This is a genomic window from Streptomyces sp. MH60, from assembly GCF_002939385.1.
Lineage (GTDB): Bacteria > Actinomycetota > Actinomycetes > Streptomycetales > Streptomycetaceae > Streptomyces.
The window spans coordinates 387,026-405,532 of the sequence record NZ_MULI01000001.1 but is presented as its reverse complement, the minus strand read 5'-3'; the positions used below and the strand labels follow the sequence as shown (position 1 = coordinate 405,532).

14 protein-coding genes and 1 pseudogene are annotated in these 18,507 nt (G+C 72.7%); 9 read left to right on the top strand and 6 right to left on the bottom strand.

Going from position 1 to position 18,507, the window contains the following annotated elements; all coding sequences use genetic code 11:
• The 3 genes from BZZ08_RS01865 to BZZ08_RS38685 all read left to right on the top strand — a co-directional run bounded on the left by BZZ08_RS01865 (position 1) and on the right by BZZ08_RS38685 (position 980).
• Complete coding sequence (locus tag BZZ08_RS01865; RefSeq protein ID WP_104630316.1) at positions 1 to 486, top strand: hypothetical protein; 486 nt, start codon at positions 1 to 3, stop codon at positions 484 to 486.
• A gap of 122 nt (positions 487 to 608) precedes the next feature.
• Entirely contained in the window at positions 609 to 815 is a 207-nt protein-coding gene (locus BZZ08_RS01860; protein WP_104630315.1) for a hypothetical protein, read from the top strand.
• The gene (locus BZZ08_RS38685) at positions 816 to 980 is read left to right on the top strand and encodes a hypothetical protein (RefSeq protein WP_157953300.1); all 165 of its coding nucleotides are present in this window, start codon (positions 816 to 818) and stop codon (positions 978 to 980) included. It begins immediately after the preceding gene.
• On the opposite strand, the pseudogene BZZ08_RS01855 reads toward BZZ08_RS38685, so the two are convergent.
• Together BZZ08_RS01855 and BZZ08_RS40000 are read right to left on the bottom strand one after the other, a co-directional pair.
• A pseudogene (locus BZZ08_RS01855) lies at positions 914 to 1,051 on the bottom strand (IS5/IS1182 family transposase); the annotation flags it as partial. The gene BZZ08_RS38685 and the pseudogene BZZ08_RS01855 overlap by 67 nt on opposite strands.
• A gap of 55 nt (positions 1,052 to 1,106) precedes the next feature.
• Entirely contained in the window at positions 1,107 to 1,517 is a 411-nt protein-coding gene (locus BZZ08_RS40000) for a DUF6336 family protein (RefSeq protein ID WP_446750223.1), read from the bottom strand.
• A 767-nt stretch (positions 1,518 to 2,284) separates the two neighbouring features.
• Here BZZ08_RS40000 and BZZ08_RS39785 point away from each other — a divergent pair.
• Complete coding sequence (locus BZZ08_RS39785) at positions 2,285 to 2,623, top strand: SDR family oxidoreductase (RefSeq protein WP_274543241.1); 339 nt, start codon at positions 2,285 to 2,287, stop codon at positions 2,621 to 2,623.
• A gap of 85 nt (positions 2,624 to 2,708) precedes the next feature.
• Complete coding sequence (locus BZZ08_RS01835) at positions 2,709 to 3,203, top strand: hypothetical protein (RefSeq protein ID WP_241965323.1); 495 nt, start codon at positions 2,709 to 2,711, stop codon at positions 3,201 to 3,203.
• 92 nt (positions 3,204 to 3,295) lie between these two features.
• Here the strand turns inward: BZZ08_RS01835 and BZZ08_RS01830 are convergent, their stop codons facing one another.
• From BZZ08_RS01830 to BZZ08_RS01820, 3 genes are all read right to left on the bottom strand, one after another.
• Complete coding sequence (locus BZZ08_RS01830) at positions 3,296 to 3,817, bottom strand: hypothetical protein (protein ID WP_104630314.1); 522 nt, start codon at positions 3,815 to 3,817, stop codon at positions 3,296 to 3,298.
• A 184-nt stretch (positions 3,818 to 4,001) separates the two neighbouring features.
• Entirely contained in the window at positions 4,002 to 4,877 is an 876-nt protein-coding gene (locus BZZ08_RS01825; protein ID WP_104630313.1) for an ABC transporter permease, read from the bottom strand.
• On the bottom strand, positions 4,874 to 5,488 hold the full coding sequence (locus tag BZZ08_RS01820) for an ABC transporter ATP-binding protein (protein WP_104630312.1): 615 nt from the start codon (positions 5,486 to 5,488) through the stop codon (positions 4,874 to 4,876). The genes BZZ08_RS01825 and BZZ08_RS01820 overlap by 4 nt, the downstream gene beginning before the upstream one ends.
• Before the next feature lie 257 nt (positions 5,489 to 5,745).
• On the opposite strand from BZZ08_RS01820, the gene BZZ08_RS01815 reads away from it, so the two are divergent.
• Complete coding sequence (locus BZZ08_RS01815) at positions 5,746 to 7,107, top strand: flavin-containing monooxygenase (RefSeq protein WP_241965322.1); 1,362 nt, start codon at positions 5,746 to 5,748, stop codon at positions 7,105 to 7,107.
• 109 nt (positions 7,108 to 7,216) lie between these two features.
• On the opposite strand, the gene BZZ08_RS01810 is transcribed toward BZZ08_RS01815, so the two are convergent.
• Positions 7,217 to 8,563, bottom strand: coding sequence for a hypothetical protein (locus tag BZZ08_RS01810; protein WP_104630378.1), 1,347 nt, complete (start codon positions 8,561 to 8,563; stop codon positions 7,217 to 7,219).
• Between the two features lie 787 nt (positions 8,564 to 9,350).
• Here BZZ08_RS01810 and BZZ08_RS01805 point away from each other — a divergent pair.
• From BZZ08_RS01805 to BZZ08_RS01795, 3 genes are all read left to right on the top strand, one after another.
• Positions 9,351 to 10,568 carry an SDR family oxidoreductase gene (locus BZZ08_RS01805; RefSeq protein ID WP_198601216.1) on the top strand — a complete coding sequence of 406 codons (1,218 nt, stop codon included), beginning with the start codon at positions 9,351 to 9,353 and terminating at the stop codon, positions 10,566 to 10,568.
• Positions 10,569 to 10,635: 67 nt separating this feature from the next.
• Complete coding sequence (locus BZZ08_RS01800) at positions 10,636 to 12,219, top strand: PfaD family polyunsaturated fatty acid/polyketide biosynthesis protein (protein ID WP_104630310.1); 1,584 nt, start codon at positions 10,636 to 10,638, stop codon at positions 12,217 to 12,219.
• Positions 12,220 to 12,272: 53 nt separating this feature from the next.
• Positions 12,273 to 18,464 (top strand): type I polyketide synthase, encoded by a 6,192-nt coding sequence (locus BZZ08_RS01795; RefSeq protein WP_198601215.1) that lies wholly within the window; start codon positions 12,273 to 12,275, stop codon positions 18,462 to 18,464.
• The last annotated feature ends 43 nt before the right edge of the window (positions 18,465 to 18,507 follow it).

Below are 18,507 nucleotides of genomic sequence, written 5' to 3'. Positions count from 1 at the left end.
ATGGATGATGCAGCTCTGCTCGCAGCGCTTCTCAAATCGTTGGCTGGCCAGGAGAGCGTGTACTCAAGTTGGAGCTGGAGCTCCGGAGCTGACCTTGCGAGCCATGTCCACGCCCTCGCAAAGGCCGCCGAGGCCGACTGTGCCGACGAGGTGGCGAAGGGTGCGACGGGACCCACCACCGTCGAGGAGATTGAGGCGGCTCTGCACTCAGTTCCGCAGGACTCAGCAGTCGAGTTGATGGCCAACCTATCCGCCGCCAGCTTGGTATTCCCTGGGCATGCGCGTCGCGACCATGCCCACGCGATGAGGGCCGCAGTGAAGACGGCATCGATTCTGGAACCGGGAGCCGAGTGGTTCTCCAACATCGACGGCCCCTGGGAGAACGGACGGTCCTGGGAACCAGTGACCAGCCATACCTTCGACGGCGTGGTCGCGGGCCGGGGAGGCGGGTTCGTTGTCGCACTCCTCCAAGTCGGTGAGGATTGAGCTGTCTGCCAGCCTCTGGGGCTGATGGTGCCAGGCCGCTCGCAGCGGCGGTGCCGAGCGGGGCTTCGCCGGCGGCTGCCACCGACAGCCCTACCGTCGGTGCGCGGCCCCATGCTCCCGGCATGTCGATTCACTGCACAACCTTCGTGATCCCCGACGCAGTGATGGGGTTGCCACACGACACCCTGGTCATCGTGCTCAGGGCCAAGTCCGCGGAGGAGTCCGGCACCAACCCGGCCGTCACCTCGCTGCACCGCGTCGGGAACCATGTGGTGCCATTCAGCCACTCTTCCATGCTCCTGGGCGGGACACGTGTGACAGACATCTGAGTGACCACGTCGACCGAGCAGTACAACGGCCGGGCGGAGGTGGTCCTGCGCGATCCACTGGCAGACACCGGCCGCCCGCTGGAGATCGCCTTCAAAGGTCAGACCCAGAGCAGGATTGAGGCGACGGTGACGGCGGCTTGGCAGGACTCGCGGGTCCTGTCGTAGCGTGTGGCCGGCCCGCGCCACTGCTTGAGGCGGTTGAAGCAGCGTTCGACGACGTTACGGTGGCGGTAGATGCCTTCGGCCGGGAGAGGGTCGCGGTGAATAGGCAGTGTTCTGACCTTGCACTATTCATGTGACCGTTCGCCATGGTGAGGCCAGTTCTAGCTGTACAGCCAGCTGTCGTAAGGCGCGGCGTCCACGAGTTGGTACAGCCCGAGAGCGGCAGCCCCCCAGGACAAAGAGGAACAGCCCGGAGCGCAGGAACACCGGACCCACGACGGTGACTGAGGCTGCCTGTCCCGTGAGGGTGCGCCAGTCCCGCACACGTCGAATGTCCCCCGCACTAGCCCACCAAAAGCCAGTACCGATCGCGAGGAAGACCGCGCCGAAGAGGCCCAGGACACTGACGACGGACAGGAAATCTCGCCGGTCGCTGTGGCCACTGATACTCAAAGTCGCCACCACGAGCGGCACCACGCCCATCAAGCCGAAGGCTGCCCCTCGCCGCGCGACTGCGGCCGGCCGCAGTCGCGGCAGCATCACGCCGTCCTGGTCCGAAGCCATAACCAGCACCCTATGTTCTGTCTGACAGATGATCACCCAGTGGCGATGTGTACGCTCGACCCCATGGCCTTGTCAGCCAGGCGCCTGGCCAGTGATCCTGGGCGAGTGCCAGGACAGGGGAGAAGAAGGCGGCGGCAAAAGGACGCGCGGCAACGGCTTGCTGCTCGCCCCGCGCCGGACACGGGACAGTGGGAACTCGTTGTTGAAACTTGGGACCAGGCAGAGATGCGTACGCGGTTGCGCCGTCTTCAGGAGGCAGGAGTCGACGGGTCGGTGATCCGGATCGACACGCTGTGCGGGGGCCTCGGGCTGCCGACCACCTACCGGCTGAGCCGTTTCGTGACGGACCCTGCGCGGGCGTCCGAGCGCGAGCACTCTGATCATTGATTTTGTGGCAGGTCGAGGTGAGTTGGCGGAGGCGGCATGGGAGCGAGTAGAGCCCCTGTTGCCGCAGGTGGATGGGTGTGGTCGTCCGTGATCACCCATGAGCTTGGCCCGGAGGCCGTCGTGGTTGGACAGGAAGGCATCCAGTCGGGAGTCGCCTCGCATGCTCCGCCGCCCGGCCCGGCCGCATCCGCGACAGTGAAGGCCAAGAGGGAGAGCGGGGTGCCATCTTCGCTCCAGGAGACGACGCCGGGCCGTCCGTTGACGGTCGCCGCATGTCCTCGTGCCGCGCTGCCGGCTACTCGCGCGCGGGTTGCGACTTCGGTGGCTCCAAGCGTGACGAACGTGCCGTTCGAGGTGTGGACGGTGAACCTCACTTCGGGGTGGAGAACCTCGAGCAACTGGCCGGGCTGATGGACAGCGGCATGCAACCGCCGGACCCCAACACCCTCAAGGCCCTGCTCAGCTCGCTGTCCCTGCAACGCATGGGGCGCCCCGACGAAATCGCCGCCGCGATCGCTCTCCTGGCGAGCCCCGCCGCGTCGTACGTCACGGGCGCGGTGCTGGACGCCCACGGCGGCTACAACGCCTATACCCCAACCCCCGCCGCGCGCCCCCGAAGGGCATCGCGTCTTCGGGGCGCGCACCGCCAACGACCTGCGTATACGTGGACAGGCCTCAACAAGCCCGGCTCATGATCGTGTTACGAGCTCATAGAGAGCGACAGCCCCTCCCATCACAGCCCCGCCAACCACGCCGATCAGCCCGATCACGGCATCTGTCATGCCCAAGAAGGTGGCCGATGGCACCTGCCTGAAGAACGCGTACGCCGCTGAGGTCGCCCATCGCATCCCGACCAAGCCGATCAGCGCGCTGAGCACCGACTACCCGAACGCCGGCATCGACACCAGTGCGTTCGGCAGCGGCGTCACCGCCTCGGCGCTGAGCACGTACGGGGCGCCTTACGGCGGGGGCGCGTACCCATACTGCAACCAGATGGTGCTGCCGTCGTACTCGCTGGCCAAGACGATGTTCACACCGCATCGTGCTCTGATGCGGCTGACGCAGGTCCACGGCTCGTCCGTACCGTCGCAGCTGATCCGCGACCGAGTCAGCACGAGGCGAACACCCCCGCCTGGAGCGGCGTCACGTTTTAGGACACCGCGAACACGGCCACCGGAACTACTCCTGCAGCGCCTTCGAGTCCGACGAGTCCGACAGCGGCATCTGCCGCTGGATCCGCAGCCGGGTGCTGGTCCCGCTGCACCTGTGCGCTGAGAGCCGTTTGCGCCAAGGCCCGCGGTTCCAGCACCGAGTGCAGCGACCGCGGGCCTTGAGGCCCGCACAGCCGGATGAGAGGCGCCGCCCAGCTACCAGCCGACCTTCACCGCGTTGTAGGCCGTACGGCAGTCGGCATTGGTGGCGTCCGCGGCCAGCTTCTCCATGGAGTCGCGCCAGACCATCTTGGCCACCCTCTCCATCTCCCTGGTCTCGGCCGGAACGTTGGGGGCGTGCTTCTTGATCGTCGCCAGCGCGGACCTGGCGAACTTGTTGCACACGGGTCCGGCGGCGTTCCGGTAGCGGCTGTCCAGGTCCGTCGCGACCGCCTGGCCGTTCTGGGTCGCCCAGGTGTTCCAGGCCGCGCACGCCACCTCGGTGAACACTGCCTGGTCGGCCTCGCTCAGCCCCAACACCTGGGCCATCATGGTGTTCTTGGCCTTGTCCGGAACCGTGAAGTCCACGACGGGGAACTTGCCGAGTGTTTCGAGCAGCGCTTCCTGACACGCGGGCGGCAGCGGAGCGGCCTGCGCGGTGGAGGGGACGGTCAGCGTGGAGACGCAGACCAGGGCCGCGGTGAGGACGGCGCGCCGGGCGGTACGCGAGAGAGACATGGGGCGGTGCTCCTTGCACTGGTGAACGGGTCGTTCCGGGCACCGATCCAGCACCCGACGGCTACAGAACGATCACCGCCTGCCCGGGTCACGGGCGTATCGGCGGGACAGGGTTGCACACGGAGTCGACGGCCGTCCGTGCGACGGACGGAGTTCCCCGAGCGGCCCCGGGGCAGCCGGGCGGTCAGGCGGATCCCGCCCTTTCCGGCGCCGGGTGGGACTCCGCCGGGGGCCGGTGAACGCCAGGGTCCCCGGTCGCTCCGGTGCCGCGGGGCGTCGGAAGCGGTGGCTTCGTGTGCCGCACGAGCGCGTTCCGGGTACGTCGGCGGAAGACCAGGAATCCCGCCGCCGACGCGCCGGTGAGCCAGAGGCACTGGGTCAGGAGCGCCCGGCCGCCCGACGCGTCGGAGAAGGCGGCGGACATGCTGGCCTGAACCGCTCCGTACGTCGGGAGGAAGCGCACGACGGCACTGTCGGACCCGGAGCTGGAAAGGGGGTTCTGCAGGGCGACGTCGAGGACGCTGATCATCAGGATGGCGAACATCCCTTCGACCTCGCGCCGGAGCACCGACCCGAAGACCACGCCGAGCGCGCCGTAGGTGAGGGCGGCGCCGAACAGCGCGGCGGTGAGCAGCAGGGGCTGTCGCGGCGTCCAGGCGAACCCGGTGACGGCGGTGGCGTACACGGAGATCGCGACGCAGACCAGCGTGAGCGCCGACAGTTTGGCGAGGACGAGGTGGTACCGGGGGTAGCCCGCCATGGCCAGCCGGCGGTCGAAGGCTCCCCCGGTGAACGTGGCCGCGAACATCATGAACCCTGCGATGAGGGTGACCGCGTTCAGCGCGCCGGTGATCTGGGTGAGGTGGTTGCCGGGTGGGGAGAGCACCTCCCCGGTCGCCCGGAGCCGGAAGGGGGCGGGCCGATCGGGGATGGTCACATAGGCGAGGGCGATCCACACCGGGATGTACACGACCACCAGCAGCATCGCGAACCGGTTGCGGGCGTGTCCGATCAGCGCGTAGCGCGATGCCGTGACGAACAGGGCCAGGTGCCGCCTCACGCCGCGGCCTCCGTACGCCGTTCCTGGATGTGCAGGCGCCCGCCCTCCAGGCGCCAGAGCTGGTCCAGCCGGTCGATGTCGTACGCGAGGTGCGAGACGACCAGCACCGAACGCCCGGCGTCGCGCAGCCTGGTCGCCAGTTCCCAGAAGCGCAGGTAGGTCTCCCAGTCGAAGCCCTGGTAGGGCTCGTCCAGCAGGAGTACGTCCGGGTCGTGCATGAGGGCCAGGGTCAGGTTGAGCTTCTGCCGCGAGCCGCCGCTGAGCCGACCCGCGCGCTGGTCGAGGTACTCGGTGAAGGCCAGTGTCTCCATCACCTCCTCGGCCCGTTCGAGCCCGGTGAGGCCGAACGCCCTCCTGAAGAAGTCGAGATGCTGGCGGACGGTGAAGGAGTCGTCCAGCACCACGGTCTGCGGACAGTAGCCGAACCTGCCGCTATGGCGCACGGCCCCTCGGTCCGGGCGGAGTTCACCGGAGAGGATCTTCAGCAGGGTCGTCTTGCCCGCACCGTTCTCGCCGACGATCCCGGCCAGGGTGCCGGGCCTCAGCCGGAGGCCGACGCCCCGCAGGACGGCGTGCTGCCGGTAGGAATGGTGCACATCGTGGACGTCCATCGCTTCGCTCCGTCGTACCTGGCCTGCGGTCCGCGGAACCGGTCCGCGTGTGCCCAACGAGTCGGCCGGGCGGGGGAAACGGCAGCCGGGAGCGCGGCCCCCGTGCGGTGTCAACCTGGCGCCCGCCCGTCACGCGTGCGGCGGGAAGCCTGCCCGAGACCGCCTCGGTTGCCGGGGCGGCGGCTACCGTGACCGGGCTCCCGGAGCGGTCGTACCCATCTGATGTGAAAGGCCGGTCAGCCATGCGGAGAACGTGCGTGATCGGAGCCGGCCCGTCCGGCCTGGCCGCGAGTAGGGTCCTCGCCTCGCGCGGCATCCCGTTCGACTGCTATGAGGCGGGCTCGGGCATCGGCGGGCTCTGGCGCTACGGCAACGACAACGGCATGTCGGGGGTGTACGCGTCGCTGCACGCGAACATCTCCAAGGAGAGCATGTCGTTCTCCTCACTGCCGATGCCGGAGCCCTACCCGGTCTTCCCGCACCACACCCAGGTCCTCGCCTACCTGGAGAGCTACGCGGAGACCTTCGCCCTGCACGGTCACATCGGGCTGCGCGCGGAGGTCACCTCCGTGCGTCCTCTGGAGGGCGGCGGCTGGGAGGTCACCCGCCGGAGCCGAGGAGCGGCAGAAACGGAGACCGATCGGTACACCGAGGTGGTGGTGGCCAACGGGCACCACTGGGACCCGCGTCTTCCGGACCCCGCCGTGCCCGGGGCCGGGATGTTCGAGGGCTCCGCCGTCCACGCGCACGCCTACCGCTCCCCCGAGCCGTACGCCGGGCGGCGGGTGCTCGTCGTCGGGATGGGCAACTCCGGGTGCGAGATCGCGGCGGAGATCTCCCGTTCGGCGGCGCGGACGTTCCTCTCCGCCCGCGCCGTGGCGCACGTGTTCCCGAAGATGCTGCTCGGGCGGCCCGCGGACCACTGGGCGGTGAGCAGGGCGGCCGCTCTGCCCCGCTTCCTCAAGGACCCGGCGATGGCACTCCTGCTGCGGCTGGCCCGTGGGACCCCCGCGCTCTACGGGCTCCCCGAACCGGTGCGGCGGCCTCTCGCCGCCCATCCCTCCACGTCGGACGAGCTCCTCGTCCAGCTGGCCCGGGGCGCGGTCACGGCGAAGCCCGGCATCCGCTCCTTCGGCAGGGACTCGGCGTCCTTCACGGACGGCAGCCGCGAGACCGTGGACGCCGTGGTGTACGCCACCGGGTACTCGCTGTCCTTCCCCTTCCTGGACCCCGCCGTCTTCGCCGCGCCGGACGGCCGCACCGAGCTGTATCTGCGCACGGTGCCGCCCCGGCTTCCCGGGCTCTTCTTCATGGGGCTCGCCCAACCGGCGGGAGCGGCCTTCCCGTTGCTCGAACCGCAGGCCGAATGGATCGCCGACCTGATCGAAGGGGAGGTCCTTCTGCCGACGCCCGCGCAGATGACCCGGTCGATCGCCCGTGCGCGGGAACGGCACGAGAAGGTCTACGCGCCGACCTACCGGCACGGGATCGAGATCGACATCTGCGCCTACCGGCGGGCCCTTCGTCGGGAGCTCCGGGCGGGCAGGCGCCGAGCGCGCCGGGCAGCCGCTCGCCGCCCCGACGCGCCTCGTCCCGCTCCGGTGTCCGACACCGTGTGACCAGCCCTCCCGTGCCGGTACGGGGGCGTGGCCGGCCGCGTACGGGCACGGGGCCGGCCGCGTACGGGCACGGGGCGGCAAGGGCCCGCGCCCTGGCCCGTACACCCGCTCATCCCCGCGGCACGCTCTCCGCCAGCTCTCGCACGGCCTGTTCCCACAGCTCCGGCAGCAGCTCGCCCAGCGGCAGGGCACGGTCCGCGACGAAGGACACCTCCGCCCAGTCACCGAAGAACGACAGCCCCACTCCGCAGAGGTGTCCCGGCACGAGGAGCGGCAGCAGGGCCGTCCCCGTCACCCGGGTCTCCCCCAGGCTCCCCTTTTCGGCGAGCGGCATGGACGTGGCCATGACGTTGGTGACGCGAGGGGACAGCACCCTGCGCAGGTACCACGCGGTGGGACGGTCCGGCATGTAGCGGACCATGTCCTGAACGGCCTGTCGCCAGGTGTCGCCCCGCAGCTTCCGGGTCACCGTCATGACCCGGTCGAGCCGTCGCAGCGGCGCCTCCTGGTCCGGGGAGCCGTCCGGGCGGCCCGGTGCGGGGCCCACCGGCAGGTCGACCGGAAGGGCGAAGCAGCGGTTGCCCCAGGTCTGCTCCTCGTCGGCCCGCCGCGCGTCGACGGGCAGCACGGCCGTCACCCGGGGCAGTGGCACACCGGAGCGGTCCGCCCACACGGACAACGCCCCGGCCAGCGCGGCGAGATGCGCGTCGTGGGCCGAGCCACCGCGTCCGGCGCCGATCAGCCGCAGGGTGTCCACGGGGACGCGCCCCCGCCACAGCCGCCGCTCACCGGTAGGGGCGAAGGCCGGGTCCGGGCGGTGACCGCGCACGGCGAAGGTGCGCGCCAGGAACCTCGTGGCCAGCGCAACGGCCGCGCCGAACCGCCGGGGCACGCCGACCACGCCGCTCCCGCCCGGCAGCGGACGCGCCGATGGCTCCCCGTCGCCGAGCATCGCACGGAACGTCATGGCGGCGGCCGAGCCGTCCTGGCAGGCGTGGAGGAAGCGGTAGCAGAGGGCGTACGCGTCGGGTTCGTGGCCGTGGATCAGCCAGACCCCCCAGTAGGCGCCGGGTGCGAACGGGGCGTTGAGCGCGCTGTGCAGGGCGTTGTCCCAGTCGGCGGGTCCGTCGGCCACCACCTCGTGCACATGCCGGTCGACGGGGAAGTCCTCGGACGGCTGCCACCCGGGCCGCCTGCCTCCCGTCATCCGGCTGGTGAGCAGGGGCAGTTCACGGAGCCGGAACGCCACGTAAGCGCGGAGATCGGCCAGGCTCGGGGGCGGACCGCTGAGATACGCGACGCCGCCGGCGTCCCAGCGGACCTCGGGGCGGCGGCGCTCCAGGTCGAGGAACGCGCGGTCGACCGAGTGGGTGGGATGACGGGGCGGGGGGACGGAACGCTTCGGCCGGCCGGACCCCGTAGAGGGGCCCGCCGACGCGGTGGGCGGGGCGGACACGGTGGACTGCTCGGAATCGGGCATGCGGGTGCGGGCTCTCGTTCGGGCCGCCGGCGGTCGCGGTGACCACCGGTGGTGGGACGGAGGTACGGCAGCGCGCGAAGGGCGGGGAATCCGGCGGCCGGGCGCCCCACCCACCCGAGCCGGTCGCGCTGCCGGGACCGGCGGCTCACCAGGATGACCGGCGCCCGGGACAGCGCCGGCCGGCTGCGGCGGCCCGTCCCGGCTCCGCGGACGGGTTGCCGGACGGTTCCGCGACGGTCGCCGCCCACCTGCTCTGCACACCTCGCGGCCTCGTTCTCCCGTGCCGCGGCGGGCCCCCGGCGCCTGGCGCGCGCTGCCGTGTCCCGGGTCGCGGCCCCCGAGGGGGTGATCCCGGGGTACCGCGAAGAGTTCCCCCGAACGAGGGACCGTCCCCCGAGCGGCGTGCGACGGCGGCACCCACGGTCGAGCACATCCTCCGTTCGGGTGGCCAGGACGGATCAGTGGGCGTGTTCCGTCCGCCGTCTGCCATTGTGTGGAAAGCGCCGGAGATCACCAGGGCTCGAAGGCCTGGTGAGCCCCGTCCGGGACGGGCGTCGGAAGAGCCGGTGGGCGCCGGCAGCACCGGATCGGCGGGATGATCCGGACCGTGCGCGGTGCGACCGTCGGCGACGACCCGCGCCGCGGGACGGTCGACGCCGTGCCGCTCGTTTGCGCTTCCGGTCCGCCGCACCGCCGGTGCTCCGCCTCCGCACGCCCCGCACGGCGGGGGACCGCCCTTCTCACCGCTCTGGGAGCCACGCTCGTGCACGTCGCACTCACCGGCGCCACCGGATTCCTCGGACTGCGCCTGTTACGTCGTCTGCTCGACACGCACACGTGGGTGACGGTCCTGGCCCACGCCGGTTCGGGCGATGCGCTGCACCGCATCACCCGTTCCCTCGAACTGACGGGTGCGCCGCGCGCGTTCCTCGCAGGACTGCCGGAGCGGCTGAGGGTGGTGGAGACCGATCTGGCGCTGCCCCGGCTGGGCCTGTCCGCACGGGCGTTCCGGGAGCTGGCCGACAGCCTCAACGCGATCTGGCACAGCGCGGGAAGCATCCATCTGGAGGGGGACCTTCCCGAGCTGCGACGGACCAATGTCGAAGGCACCCGCCACGTTCTGGAATTGGCGGCCGCCGGGCGCGCGGAACCGGTGGTGCGCCATGTGAGCACCGCGTTCGTGGCCGGCGCGCGGCGCACCGGGGTGGTGTACGAGGACGAACTGGACGACGGCGCCGGTTTCGAGAACGCCTACGAACAGTCCAAGTACGAGGCGGAGCTGCTGGTTCACGCCTGGTCCCGCGAGCACGGGCGACCGGCCTTGGTGCTGCGGCCGAGCATCCTCGTCACGGACGTGCCCCCGCACCCGGAGCTGCCTTCGCACCCACTGCAGGTCGTCGAGCGCATCCTGCGCGACGCGCGACGCGCCACCGTCGCCGCACCACCGACCGTCACGAGCCCTCCCACCGGAGCCCCGGACGGTCCTTCCCGCGGCACTCCCGGGTCCCCGGGCCCCGGGGGCCGGCCCCGGGTACGGACGGTGGGGCACCAGCGCGGGCGGCTGAACCTGCTCCCGGTGGAGCACGCGGCCGACGTCATGGTCCGCCTGTCCGAACTGCCGTCCTCACCGTCCTCACGCGGGGTCGAGACGTACCACGTCGTCCATGACCGCGATGTCCCCGTGCCCACTGTCGTCGCCCTGCTGGAACGGCTCGTCCCCCTCTCGATCGACCTGGTCGACGCCAAGCCGCAGGACCCGTCGGCGTTGGAGGCCATGATCGACTTCTACCCGGGCATCACGGCCTACCTCACCCACCGGCGGCGGTTCGACGACACCCGGGTGAGGACCCTGCTCGGTCCGGCGGCGGTCTGCGCTCCGGTCGGTCTCGATCGGCTGTGGTCCGGACTGGCCCCCAGGAGCGGGGCGATCCCCCGGCCCCCGGGCACCCCATCCGCCCCTGCGCCCACCCCGTGCGCCTGAGCGTCCCGTACGTCGCCGACGGCGTACGCCCGACCAGCAGCAACCGTCCCGTCCCGTTGGAGCTTCCGTGTCCGTTCTCGCCGCTCCCCGCGCCCTTGCCGCGCGCCCGCCGGTCTTCTCCCCCGAAGGGATCGCCGACCGTGTCCGGCTGATCCGGGAACCCGTGCACGTCGTCAGCGGGCCGGACGGCCGACAGCTCGGCCTCGCGACCGGGGCACCGCCCGCCGGTCCGGTGCTCGGCACGCTGCCGCCGCTGTACCCCGAGTGGCTCGGCGGCCGGACCTTCTGCGAGGCGCACGGCGTCCGCTTCCCCTATGTGGCGGGGGAGATGGCGAACGGCATCGCGACCACCGGCATGGTCGCGGCGATGGCGCGGGCGGAGATGATCGGCTTCTTCGGTGCGGGCGGCCTGCCCCTCCCGGAGGTGGAGCGGGCTGTGCACTCCCTGGCACAGGAGCTGGGGTCCCGCACAAACTGGGGAGTCAATCTCATCCACTCACCGGCCGAACCGGAGCTGGAGTGGCGGGTCGCGGAGCTTCTGCTGCGCTGCGGTGTTCCCCGGATCTCGGTGTCGGCGTTCATGGAGCTGACCCCAGCGGTCGTCCTGTGCTCGGCGCAGGGCCTGCGCCGGGGTGCGGACGGCGGCGTCGTCCGGCGTACGCGGTTGCTCGCGAAGCTCTCCCGTCCCGAGGTGGCCGAGAGGTTCCTCTCCCCCGCCCCGCCCGCTCTGCTGGACCTTCTGCTCGCGCGGGGGAGCCTGACCCGCGAGGAGGCGGCCCTGGCGGCCCTGGTGCCGGTGGCCGAGGACATCACCGTCGAGGCGGACAGCGGCGGGCACACCGACAACCGGCCGTTGTCGGTCCTGCTGCCGCGGATCGCCGCCCTGCGCGACACGGTCTGCCGGCGGTTCGGGTACCGGTGGCCGGTCCGCCTCGGAGCGGCCGGGGGCCTCGGCACCCCGGACGCGGTGGCCGCCGCCTTCGCACTCGGCGCGTCCTACGTCGTCACCGGTTCGGTGAACCAGACGGCGATCGAGGCCGGTCTGTCCGACGAGGCCAAGGCGATGCTGTGCGACGCGGACGTCGCCGATGTCGCCATGGCGCCGTCGGCCGACATGTTCGAGCTGGGCGTGAAGCTGCAAGTGCTGTCGCGGGGCACGATGTTCGCCCGGCGGGCCGGCCGCCTGTACACGGCCTACCGTGACCACGGCTCGCTGGAGGAGATCCCGCCCGCGCTGCGTACCGCCATCGAACGCGACGTGCTGGGCGCCCCGTTCGAGGAGATCTGGCAGCGCACGCGTGCCTTCTGGGAGGAGCGCGATCCGGCGGAGACCGTCCGTGCGGAGGCCGACCCCCGGCACCGCATGGCCCTGGTGTTCCGCTGGTACCTGGGCAGTTCCAGCCGGTGGGCGATCACCGGGGAGAGCGCGCGGCGGGCCGACTACCAGATCTGGTGCGGACCGGCGATGGGCGCGTTCAACCGGTGGGCGGCCGGCACCTTCCTGGCGGAACCGCTCCACCGGTCCGTGACGCAGATCGCCCTCAACCTGCTGGAAGGGGCCGCGACACTCACCCGCGCCCACCAACTGCGCACGTACGGCGTTCCGTTGCCCTCCGAGGCGTTCACCTACACGCCGCGTGAGCTGGCATGAGCGGCCCCGCCGCGGCAGCACCGTACGCCGCCGCCCGACCCCGAGGAGAGACCATGTCCGGCTCCACCCCCCGCCAGGTCCCCATCGCCGTGGTCGGCGTCGGGGCACTGGTTCCGGGCGCCACGGACGCAGCCGGCTACTGGCGGGTCGTGACCGGCGGCCGCGACCTGATCACCGAGGTCCCCGCCTCCCGCTGGCGGGTGGAGGACCACTACGATCCGGACCCGGCCGCCCCCGACAAGACGTACGCCCGCCGGGGCGCCTTCCTTCCCGAGGTGGACTTCGACCCGATGGCCTACGGGGTGCCTCCCGCCAATCTGCCGGCCACGGACTCCTCCCAGCTGCTCGCCCTCATGGTCGCCGACCAGGTGCTGAGGGACGCCGGCGGGACGTCCGGGATCGACCGGGACCGGACCGGCGTAGTCCTCGGGGCGGCCGCCCTCGAACTGCTGCCGCACATGTACGGGCGTTCCCAGCGCCCCGCGTGGCTGGCGGGGCTGCGGGAGAGCGGGCTCGGCGAGGCCGAGGCGCACGCCGTGTGCGACCGCATCGCCGCCCGCTTCGAGCCGTGGCGCGAGTCGACCTTCCCGGGGCTGCTGGGCAACGTCGTCGCGGGACGGATCGCCAACCGGTTCGATCTGCACGGCGTCAACCACACCACCGACGCCGCCTGTGCCAGCTCGCTGGCCGCCCTGTCGACGGCGGTCGGAGAACTGTCCCTCCGCCGGGCCGACCTGATCATCAGCGGCGGCGTGGACACCGGGAACGACATCGGCATGTTCCTGTGCTTCTCCAAGACGCCCGCGCTCTCCCCCAGCGGCGACTGCCGCCCGTTCGCGGAGGCGGCGGACGGCACGATGCTCGGTGAGGCGGTCGTGATGTACGCCCTGAAGCGTTTGTCCGACGCGGAGCGCGACGGCGACCGGATCCACGCCGTGATCAGGGGCATCGGCACCTCGTCGGACGGCCGGAGCACAGCGATCTACGCCCCGCTGCCCGAGGGACAGGAACGGGCCCTGCGACGCGCGTACGAGGAGGCCGGCTACCCGCCGGAGACCGTGGAGCTGGTCGAGGCGCACGGCACCGGCACGAAGGCCGGGGACACCGCGGAACTGGCCGCGCTCAACGCGGTGTTCGGCGCTTCGGGACGTCCTGACGGCCAGTGGTGCGCGATCGGCTCGGTGAAGTCGCAGATCGGGCACACCAAGTGCGCGGCGGGTGCGGCGGGGCTGCTCAAGGCAGTGATGGCCCTCCATCACAAAGTGCTCCCGCCCACAGTCAAGGTCAAACGGCCGAACCCGGCGGCCGCGGCCCCTCACGGCCCGTTCTACGTGAACACGCGGGCCCGGCCGTGGGTGCGGCCGGCCGGTCATCCGCGCCGGGCGGCGGTGTCGAGCTTCGGCTTCGGCGGCAGCAACTTCCACGTCACACTGGAGGAGTACACCCCGCCGACCGTGCCCACCCCCTCGTCGGGCACGCGCCAAGACGCCCCCGCGCGCCCCGCGCCGACGACCACGGGCCGCCCTGCCCTGCGCCACCGCACGGCGTCGAGCGAGCTGGTCCTGTTCGCCGCCGCCTCGCCGTCCGCCCTTGAGGAACGACTGCCGGAGGACGGACGGCCGCTGACCGCGCTGGCGAGGGAGAGCCACGCCGCGTTCTCGCCCACCGCGCGGGTGCGGCTGGCCGTCGTCGCCACCGACACCGATGACCTGCGGGGCAAGTACGCGCAGGCGCTCGCGCACATCCGGCGGCGGCCCGAGGCGTCGTTCTCGGCCCCGGCCGGAATCCGGTACGCGTACGGGGAGTCCGCGCCCGGCCGCATCGGCTTCCTGTTCCCCGGGCAGGGCTCCCAGTACGTCGGGATGGGGGCCGAGCTCGCGATGCTGGCCCCGGCCGCGCAGGCCGTGTGGGACCGGCTGGGCTCCACCCGCTTCGACGGAAGGCCCCTGCACCGGGCCGTGTTCCCGCCGCCCGCCTTCACCGAGGAGGAGCGCGCCGCCCGAGCGGCCCTGCTGAACGCCACCGAGTGGGCTCAGCCGGCGCTGGCGGTGCACGCGCTCGCGCTGCTGGCGGTGGTGCGGGAACTGGGGCTGCGGCCGGACTGCGTGGCAGGCCACAGTTTCGGCGAACTGGTGGCACTGCACTGCGCGGGCGCCCTGGACGCGGAGTCGCTGGTCGGGCTGGCGCGTCGCCGCGGCGAGCTGATGCGGGAGGCGGCGGCCACCCCGGGCGCGATGCTGGCGGTGGCGGCGGACCGCGTACGCGTGGCGGAGGTACTGGCCGGCGGTGGCTTCGAAGACATCTGGCCGGCCAACCACAACTCGCCCCGTCAGACGGTGCTCTCCGGTTCGGCGGCGGCGGTCGAAAGGGCGAGGAGCGCCTTCTCGGCCGCGGGGATCGCCTCCCGCGGGCTGTCCGCGTCGACCGCCTTCCACAGCCCGCTGGTCGCCCCGGCTGTCGAGCCGCTCGCCGCCCACCTGCGCACGGTGACGTTCTCGGAACCCCGGATCGAGGTCTACGGCAACACGGACGCGGCGCCCTACCCCTCCAGCCCCGACGCGGTGCGCCGCCGGGTCGCCGGTCATCTCGCCTCGCCGGTCCTCTTCCAGGACCAGATCGAGGCGATGTACGCGGCGGGCGTGCGGACCTTCGTGGAGGTCGGCGCGGGCGCCACGCTCACTGGCCTGGTCGGGCAGATCCTCGGCGACCGCGAGCACGCGGCGGTGCCCTTCGACCGGCCGGCCGGGGCGGGCGCCGACACCTTCCACGCCGCGCTCGGTGCACTCGCCGTACGGGGCGTGCCCCTCGACCTCATCCCCCTCTGGACCCCCTACGCATCGCCCGGAACACCAGCGAAGGAGCGCGAGCCCCGAATGACCGTGAAGATCAGTGGAGCCAACTACGGTCAGCTTCCGCCCTCCGGAACCCCGCACGTCGAACCGACGCACGCCCCGGAACACCGGCCGCGCCCCGACGCCGTACCGGCTGTCGCCGCCCCCGCACCGGCGGTCGCTCTGCCCTCGCAGGTCCCCGCCGACGTGCCACTGCCACCGGTACACGTGCCGGCTGCCGAGTCCTCGCAGCAGGAGTTCGGGCCGTCGCACCCTGCGGAGGCGCCGGCTGACGCCGGCCCGGTCATCGGCGGCGATCGGCAGCTCGTCGTCGAGAGCATCCACCGGCAGACGGCCGAGACCCACCTCGCCTGTCAACGTCTGCTGACCGACAGCCACATGGCCTTCCTGAGGATGACCGAGACCACCCTGGCCGCGCTGCTCGGTGCGCCGGTCCCGGGCGCGGTCCCGGACATGGCAGCGCCCGCTCCGCTGCCGCTGCCCCGCTCCGTCGGCCCGCTCGACGTACCGGCCGCCGTGGCGCCCCCGGTGGCGGCGCCGGCTCCCGCGGCGGTCGTCGGGGCCGCGGCGCCGTATCCCGTGCCGGAGGCGAGCGCCCCTCCGGCGAGCGACGCGGTGCGCCCCTCGGCATCGGAGCCGGCCGTGCCGACCGAAGCACCGGCAGGGGACGCGTCGGCGCCGGACCCATCGGCGTCGGAGCTCACTGCCTCGGAGCTGTCTCCCTCCGAGCTGGAGGAGTTGCTCCTGTCGGTGGTGGCCGACCTCACCGGCTATCCGACCGCCATGCTGCACGTGGACATGGATCTGGAGGCGGACCTGGGCGTCGACTCCATCAAGCGGGTCGAGATTCTGTCGGCCGTCCGCCGCCGGGTGGGCGACCTGGCGGCCGGGGACGCCGGACAGCTCGGCAAGCTCCGTACCCTGCGCGAGATCACCGCGGCACTCGCCTCCGGCGCCCGGACCGCCGGGGCCGCGCCGGAGCCGGACGTCCCTGCCGTGCCCGCGCCCCGCGCGGACGCGTTCGGACCCTCCCCGGCAAAGGCTCGTGAGGAGGCCCCGTTCTCCACGACCGTCGCTGCCCCGGCCGTACGGGGCGCCGGATCCGAGCGGTCCGCCGATGAGGCGGGGGCGGACGGGTGGGCACCCTTGACGCGGCTGGTGCCGCGCATGGTGGAGTCACCGGCGTCCGGGCTGGCCACGGCGGGGCTGCTGGACGGGCCGGTCGTGGTGAGCGGCGAGGACGTGGCCGGGTGCCCGGTCGTCGGCCTCGTGGCCCGGAAGCTGGCGGAGCGCGGTGTGGACGCCACCGCCGTGGCGGAGGTGCCCGAAGGGGCGCGCGGCGTCATCCACCTCGGCGGCCTCTCCGCGAACGGCACACCGGACGAGGCCCGGGAGGTCCACCGCTCGGCGCTCCGCGCGGCGCGCGCGCTGGCACCGCGGGCGGCCGGGGGCGGCGGCCTGTTCGTCACCGTCCAGGACACCGGCGGCGACTTCGGGCTCGGCGGACACGCGCCCGGCCGTGCGTGGCTGGGCGGGACGGCCGGACTGGCGAGGACCGCCGCGAAGGAGTGGCCGGACATCCAGGTGAGGGTCCTCGACTGCGAGCGGGGCGAGCGGGATGACGAAGAGGTCGCCGACGCGATCGTGTGCGAACTGCTCGAAGGCGGAGCCGACACGGAGGTCGGCCTTCGCGCGGACGGCACCCGCGCCCTGCTGCGGATGGTGCCCGGCCCGCTCGCACCCGGCGGCGCCCCGCGCGTCGGCGAGAACTCCGTGATCGTGGCCACCGGCGGCGCCCGCGGGGTGACCGCCGCCGCGCTGCTCGACCTGGCCAGGACCCACCGGCCGCGGATCGTCCTGCTCGGACGGACGGAGGCCGCCGCCGAGCCCGCCGGCCTGGCATCGGCCACCGACGAACGGGCCCTCACCCGGCTGCTCGCGGAGCGGGCCCGGGATGCGGAGGGGTCCTCGCCCGCCCGGATCGCGGAGGAGGCCCGGAGGATTCTCGCCGCCCGCGAAGTACGGGCGACGCTGGCCGGGCTGGAGGCCGCCGGTTCGCCCGCCCTGTACGTCAGGGTGGATGTCCGCGACGCCGACGCCCTCACCGCGGCACTGCGCGAGGTACGCACGACGTGGGGGCCGGTGACCGGCATCGTGCACGGGGCGGGCGTGCTCGCCGACAAGCGGATCGCGGACAAGACCGACGAGCAGGCCGAGCTGGTCATGGCCACGAAGGTGGACGGCCTGCGGGCGCTGCTGTCGGCGACGGCGGACGATCCCCTGGACACGATTCTGCTGTTCTCCTCGGTGGCCGCCGTGTTCGGCAACGCGGGCCAGAGCGACTACGCCATGGCCAATGAGGTCCTCCAGCAGGTCGCGTCGGCCGAGCAGGCTCGCCGCCCCGGCTGCCTGGTGCGCTGCGTGGCCTGGGGCCCCTGGCAGGGCGGCATGGTCACCCCGGCCCTGGCCGCGCACTTCGGCCGGGCCGGGGTGCCGCTCATCCCCCCGCCCCAGGGGGCCGCGGCCTGCACCGCCGAACTGGACGGTGCGGCCGGCGAGGCCCGTGTCGTGCTGACGGCGGGCGACGGGCCGGCCGTCGCGGACGAGCGGTTGCGCGCACAGGTGCTGGTCAGCTCGGACACCCTGCCGCAGCTGGCCGACCACGCGCCCGCCGGTGTCCCGGTGCTGCCCGTGGCGCTGGTCCTGAACTGGTTCGCGGGCGCCGCGGCAGCCTGGCTGCCGGCCGAGGGGCAGCTCGTCCTGCGTGATCTGCGGGTGTACCGGAAGTACGACCTGCCGGAGCTGGAAGGCGTGGGCCACCGGCTCACCGTGCTCGGCAGCCGGGGCGCGCCCGGCTCCCCGGCCGGGCTGGAGGCGGAGCTGCGGGGCGAGGAGGGCCCGGCGCATTTCCGTGCCGTCGTGGACACCGGCGACGGAGTGCCGGACCGGTCCTCCTGGGACACTCCGGCGGACCTGAAGCCGCTCGACGTGACCGCGCCGTACGACGGGGGCGTCCTCTTCCACGGCCCCCGGTTCCAGGCCCTGCGCGAAGTGCGCGGTGTGTCGGAGCACGGGGCGGAGGCGACGGTCGCGGGCCTGCGGTCCCTGGGCTGGCCGGGCGGGCACGGTCCGCTGGATCCGGCCGCCGTGGACGGCGCGCTCCAACTCGCGCTGCTGTGGGGCGAGAAGGTGCTCGGGACCGCGACCCTGCCGATGGCCGTCGCGGAGTGCGGGGTGTACCGGCGCGGCCCGGTGGACGACGCCGTGCGCTGTGTGGTGCGGGGACGGAAGGTCCACGACACCGGGGCACGCTGCGACGCCGCGCTGATGGGTCCCGACGGGTCCGTCCTGCTGGAACTGACCGGCGTCGAACTCGTCAGCCGTCCCTCCTGACCGGGCACTTTCCCTCCTGTGTGAACCCGCCCTCTGCACCCCG

What these genes read in the sequence shown, in the direction of transcription:
- BZZ08_RS01865 (WP_104630316.1), top strand. Translation starts at nt 1, where the DNA reads ATGGATGATGCAGCTCTGCTCGCAGCGCTTCTCAAATCGTTGGCTGGC.
- BZZ08_RS01860 (WP_104630315.1), top strand. Translation starts at nt 609, where the DNA reads ATGTCGATTCACTGCACAACCTTCGTGATCCCCGACGCAGTGATGGGG.
- BZZ08_RS40000 (WP_446750223.1), bottom strand. Translation starts at nt 1,517, where the DNA reads ATGCTGCCGCGACTGCGGCCGGCCGCAGTCGCGCGGCGAGGGGCAGCC.
- BZZ08_RS01835 (WP_241965323.1), top strand. Translation starts at nt 2,709, where the DNA reads ATGCCCAAGAAGGTGGCCGATGGCACCTGCCTGAAGAACGCGTACGCC.
- BZZ08_RS01830 (WP_104630314.1), bottom strand. Translation starts at nt 3,817, where the DNA reads ATGTCTCTCTCGCGTACCGCCCGGCGCGCCGTCCTCACCGCGGCCCTG.
- BZZ08_RS01820 (WP_104630312.1), bottom strand. Translation starts at nt 5,488, where the DNA reads ATGGACGTCCACGATGTGCACCATTCCTACCGGCAGCACGCCGTCCTG.
- BZZ08_RS01795 (WP_198601215.1), top strand. Translation starts at nt 12,273, where the DNA reads ATGTCCGGCTCCACCCCCCGCCAGGTCCCCATCGCCGTGGTCGGCGTC.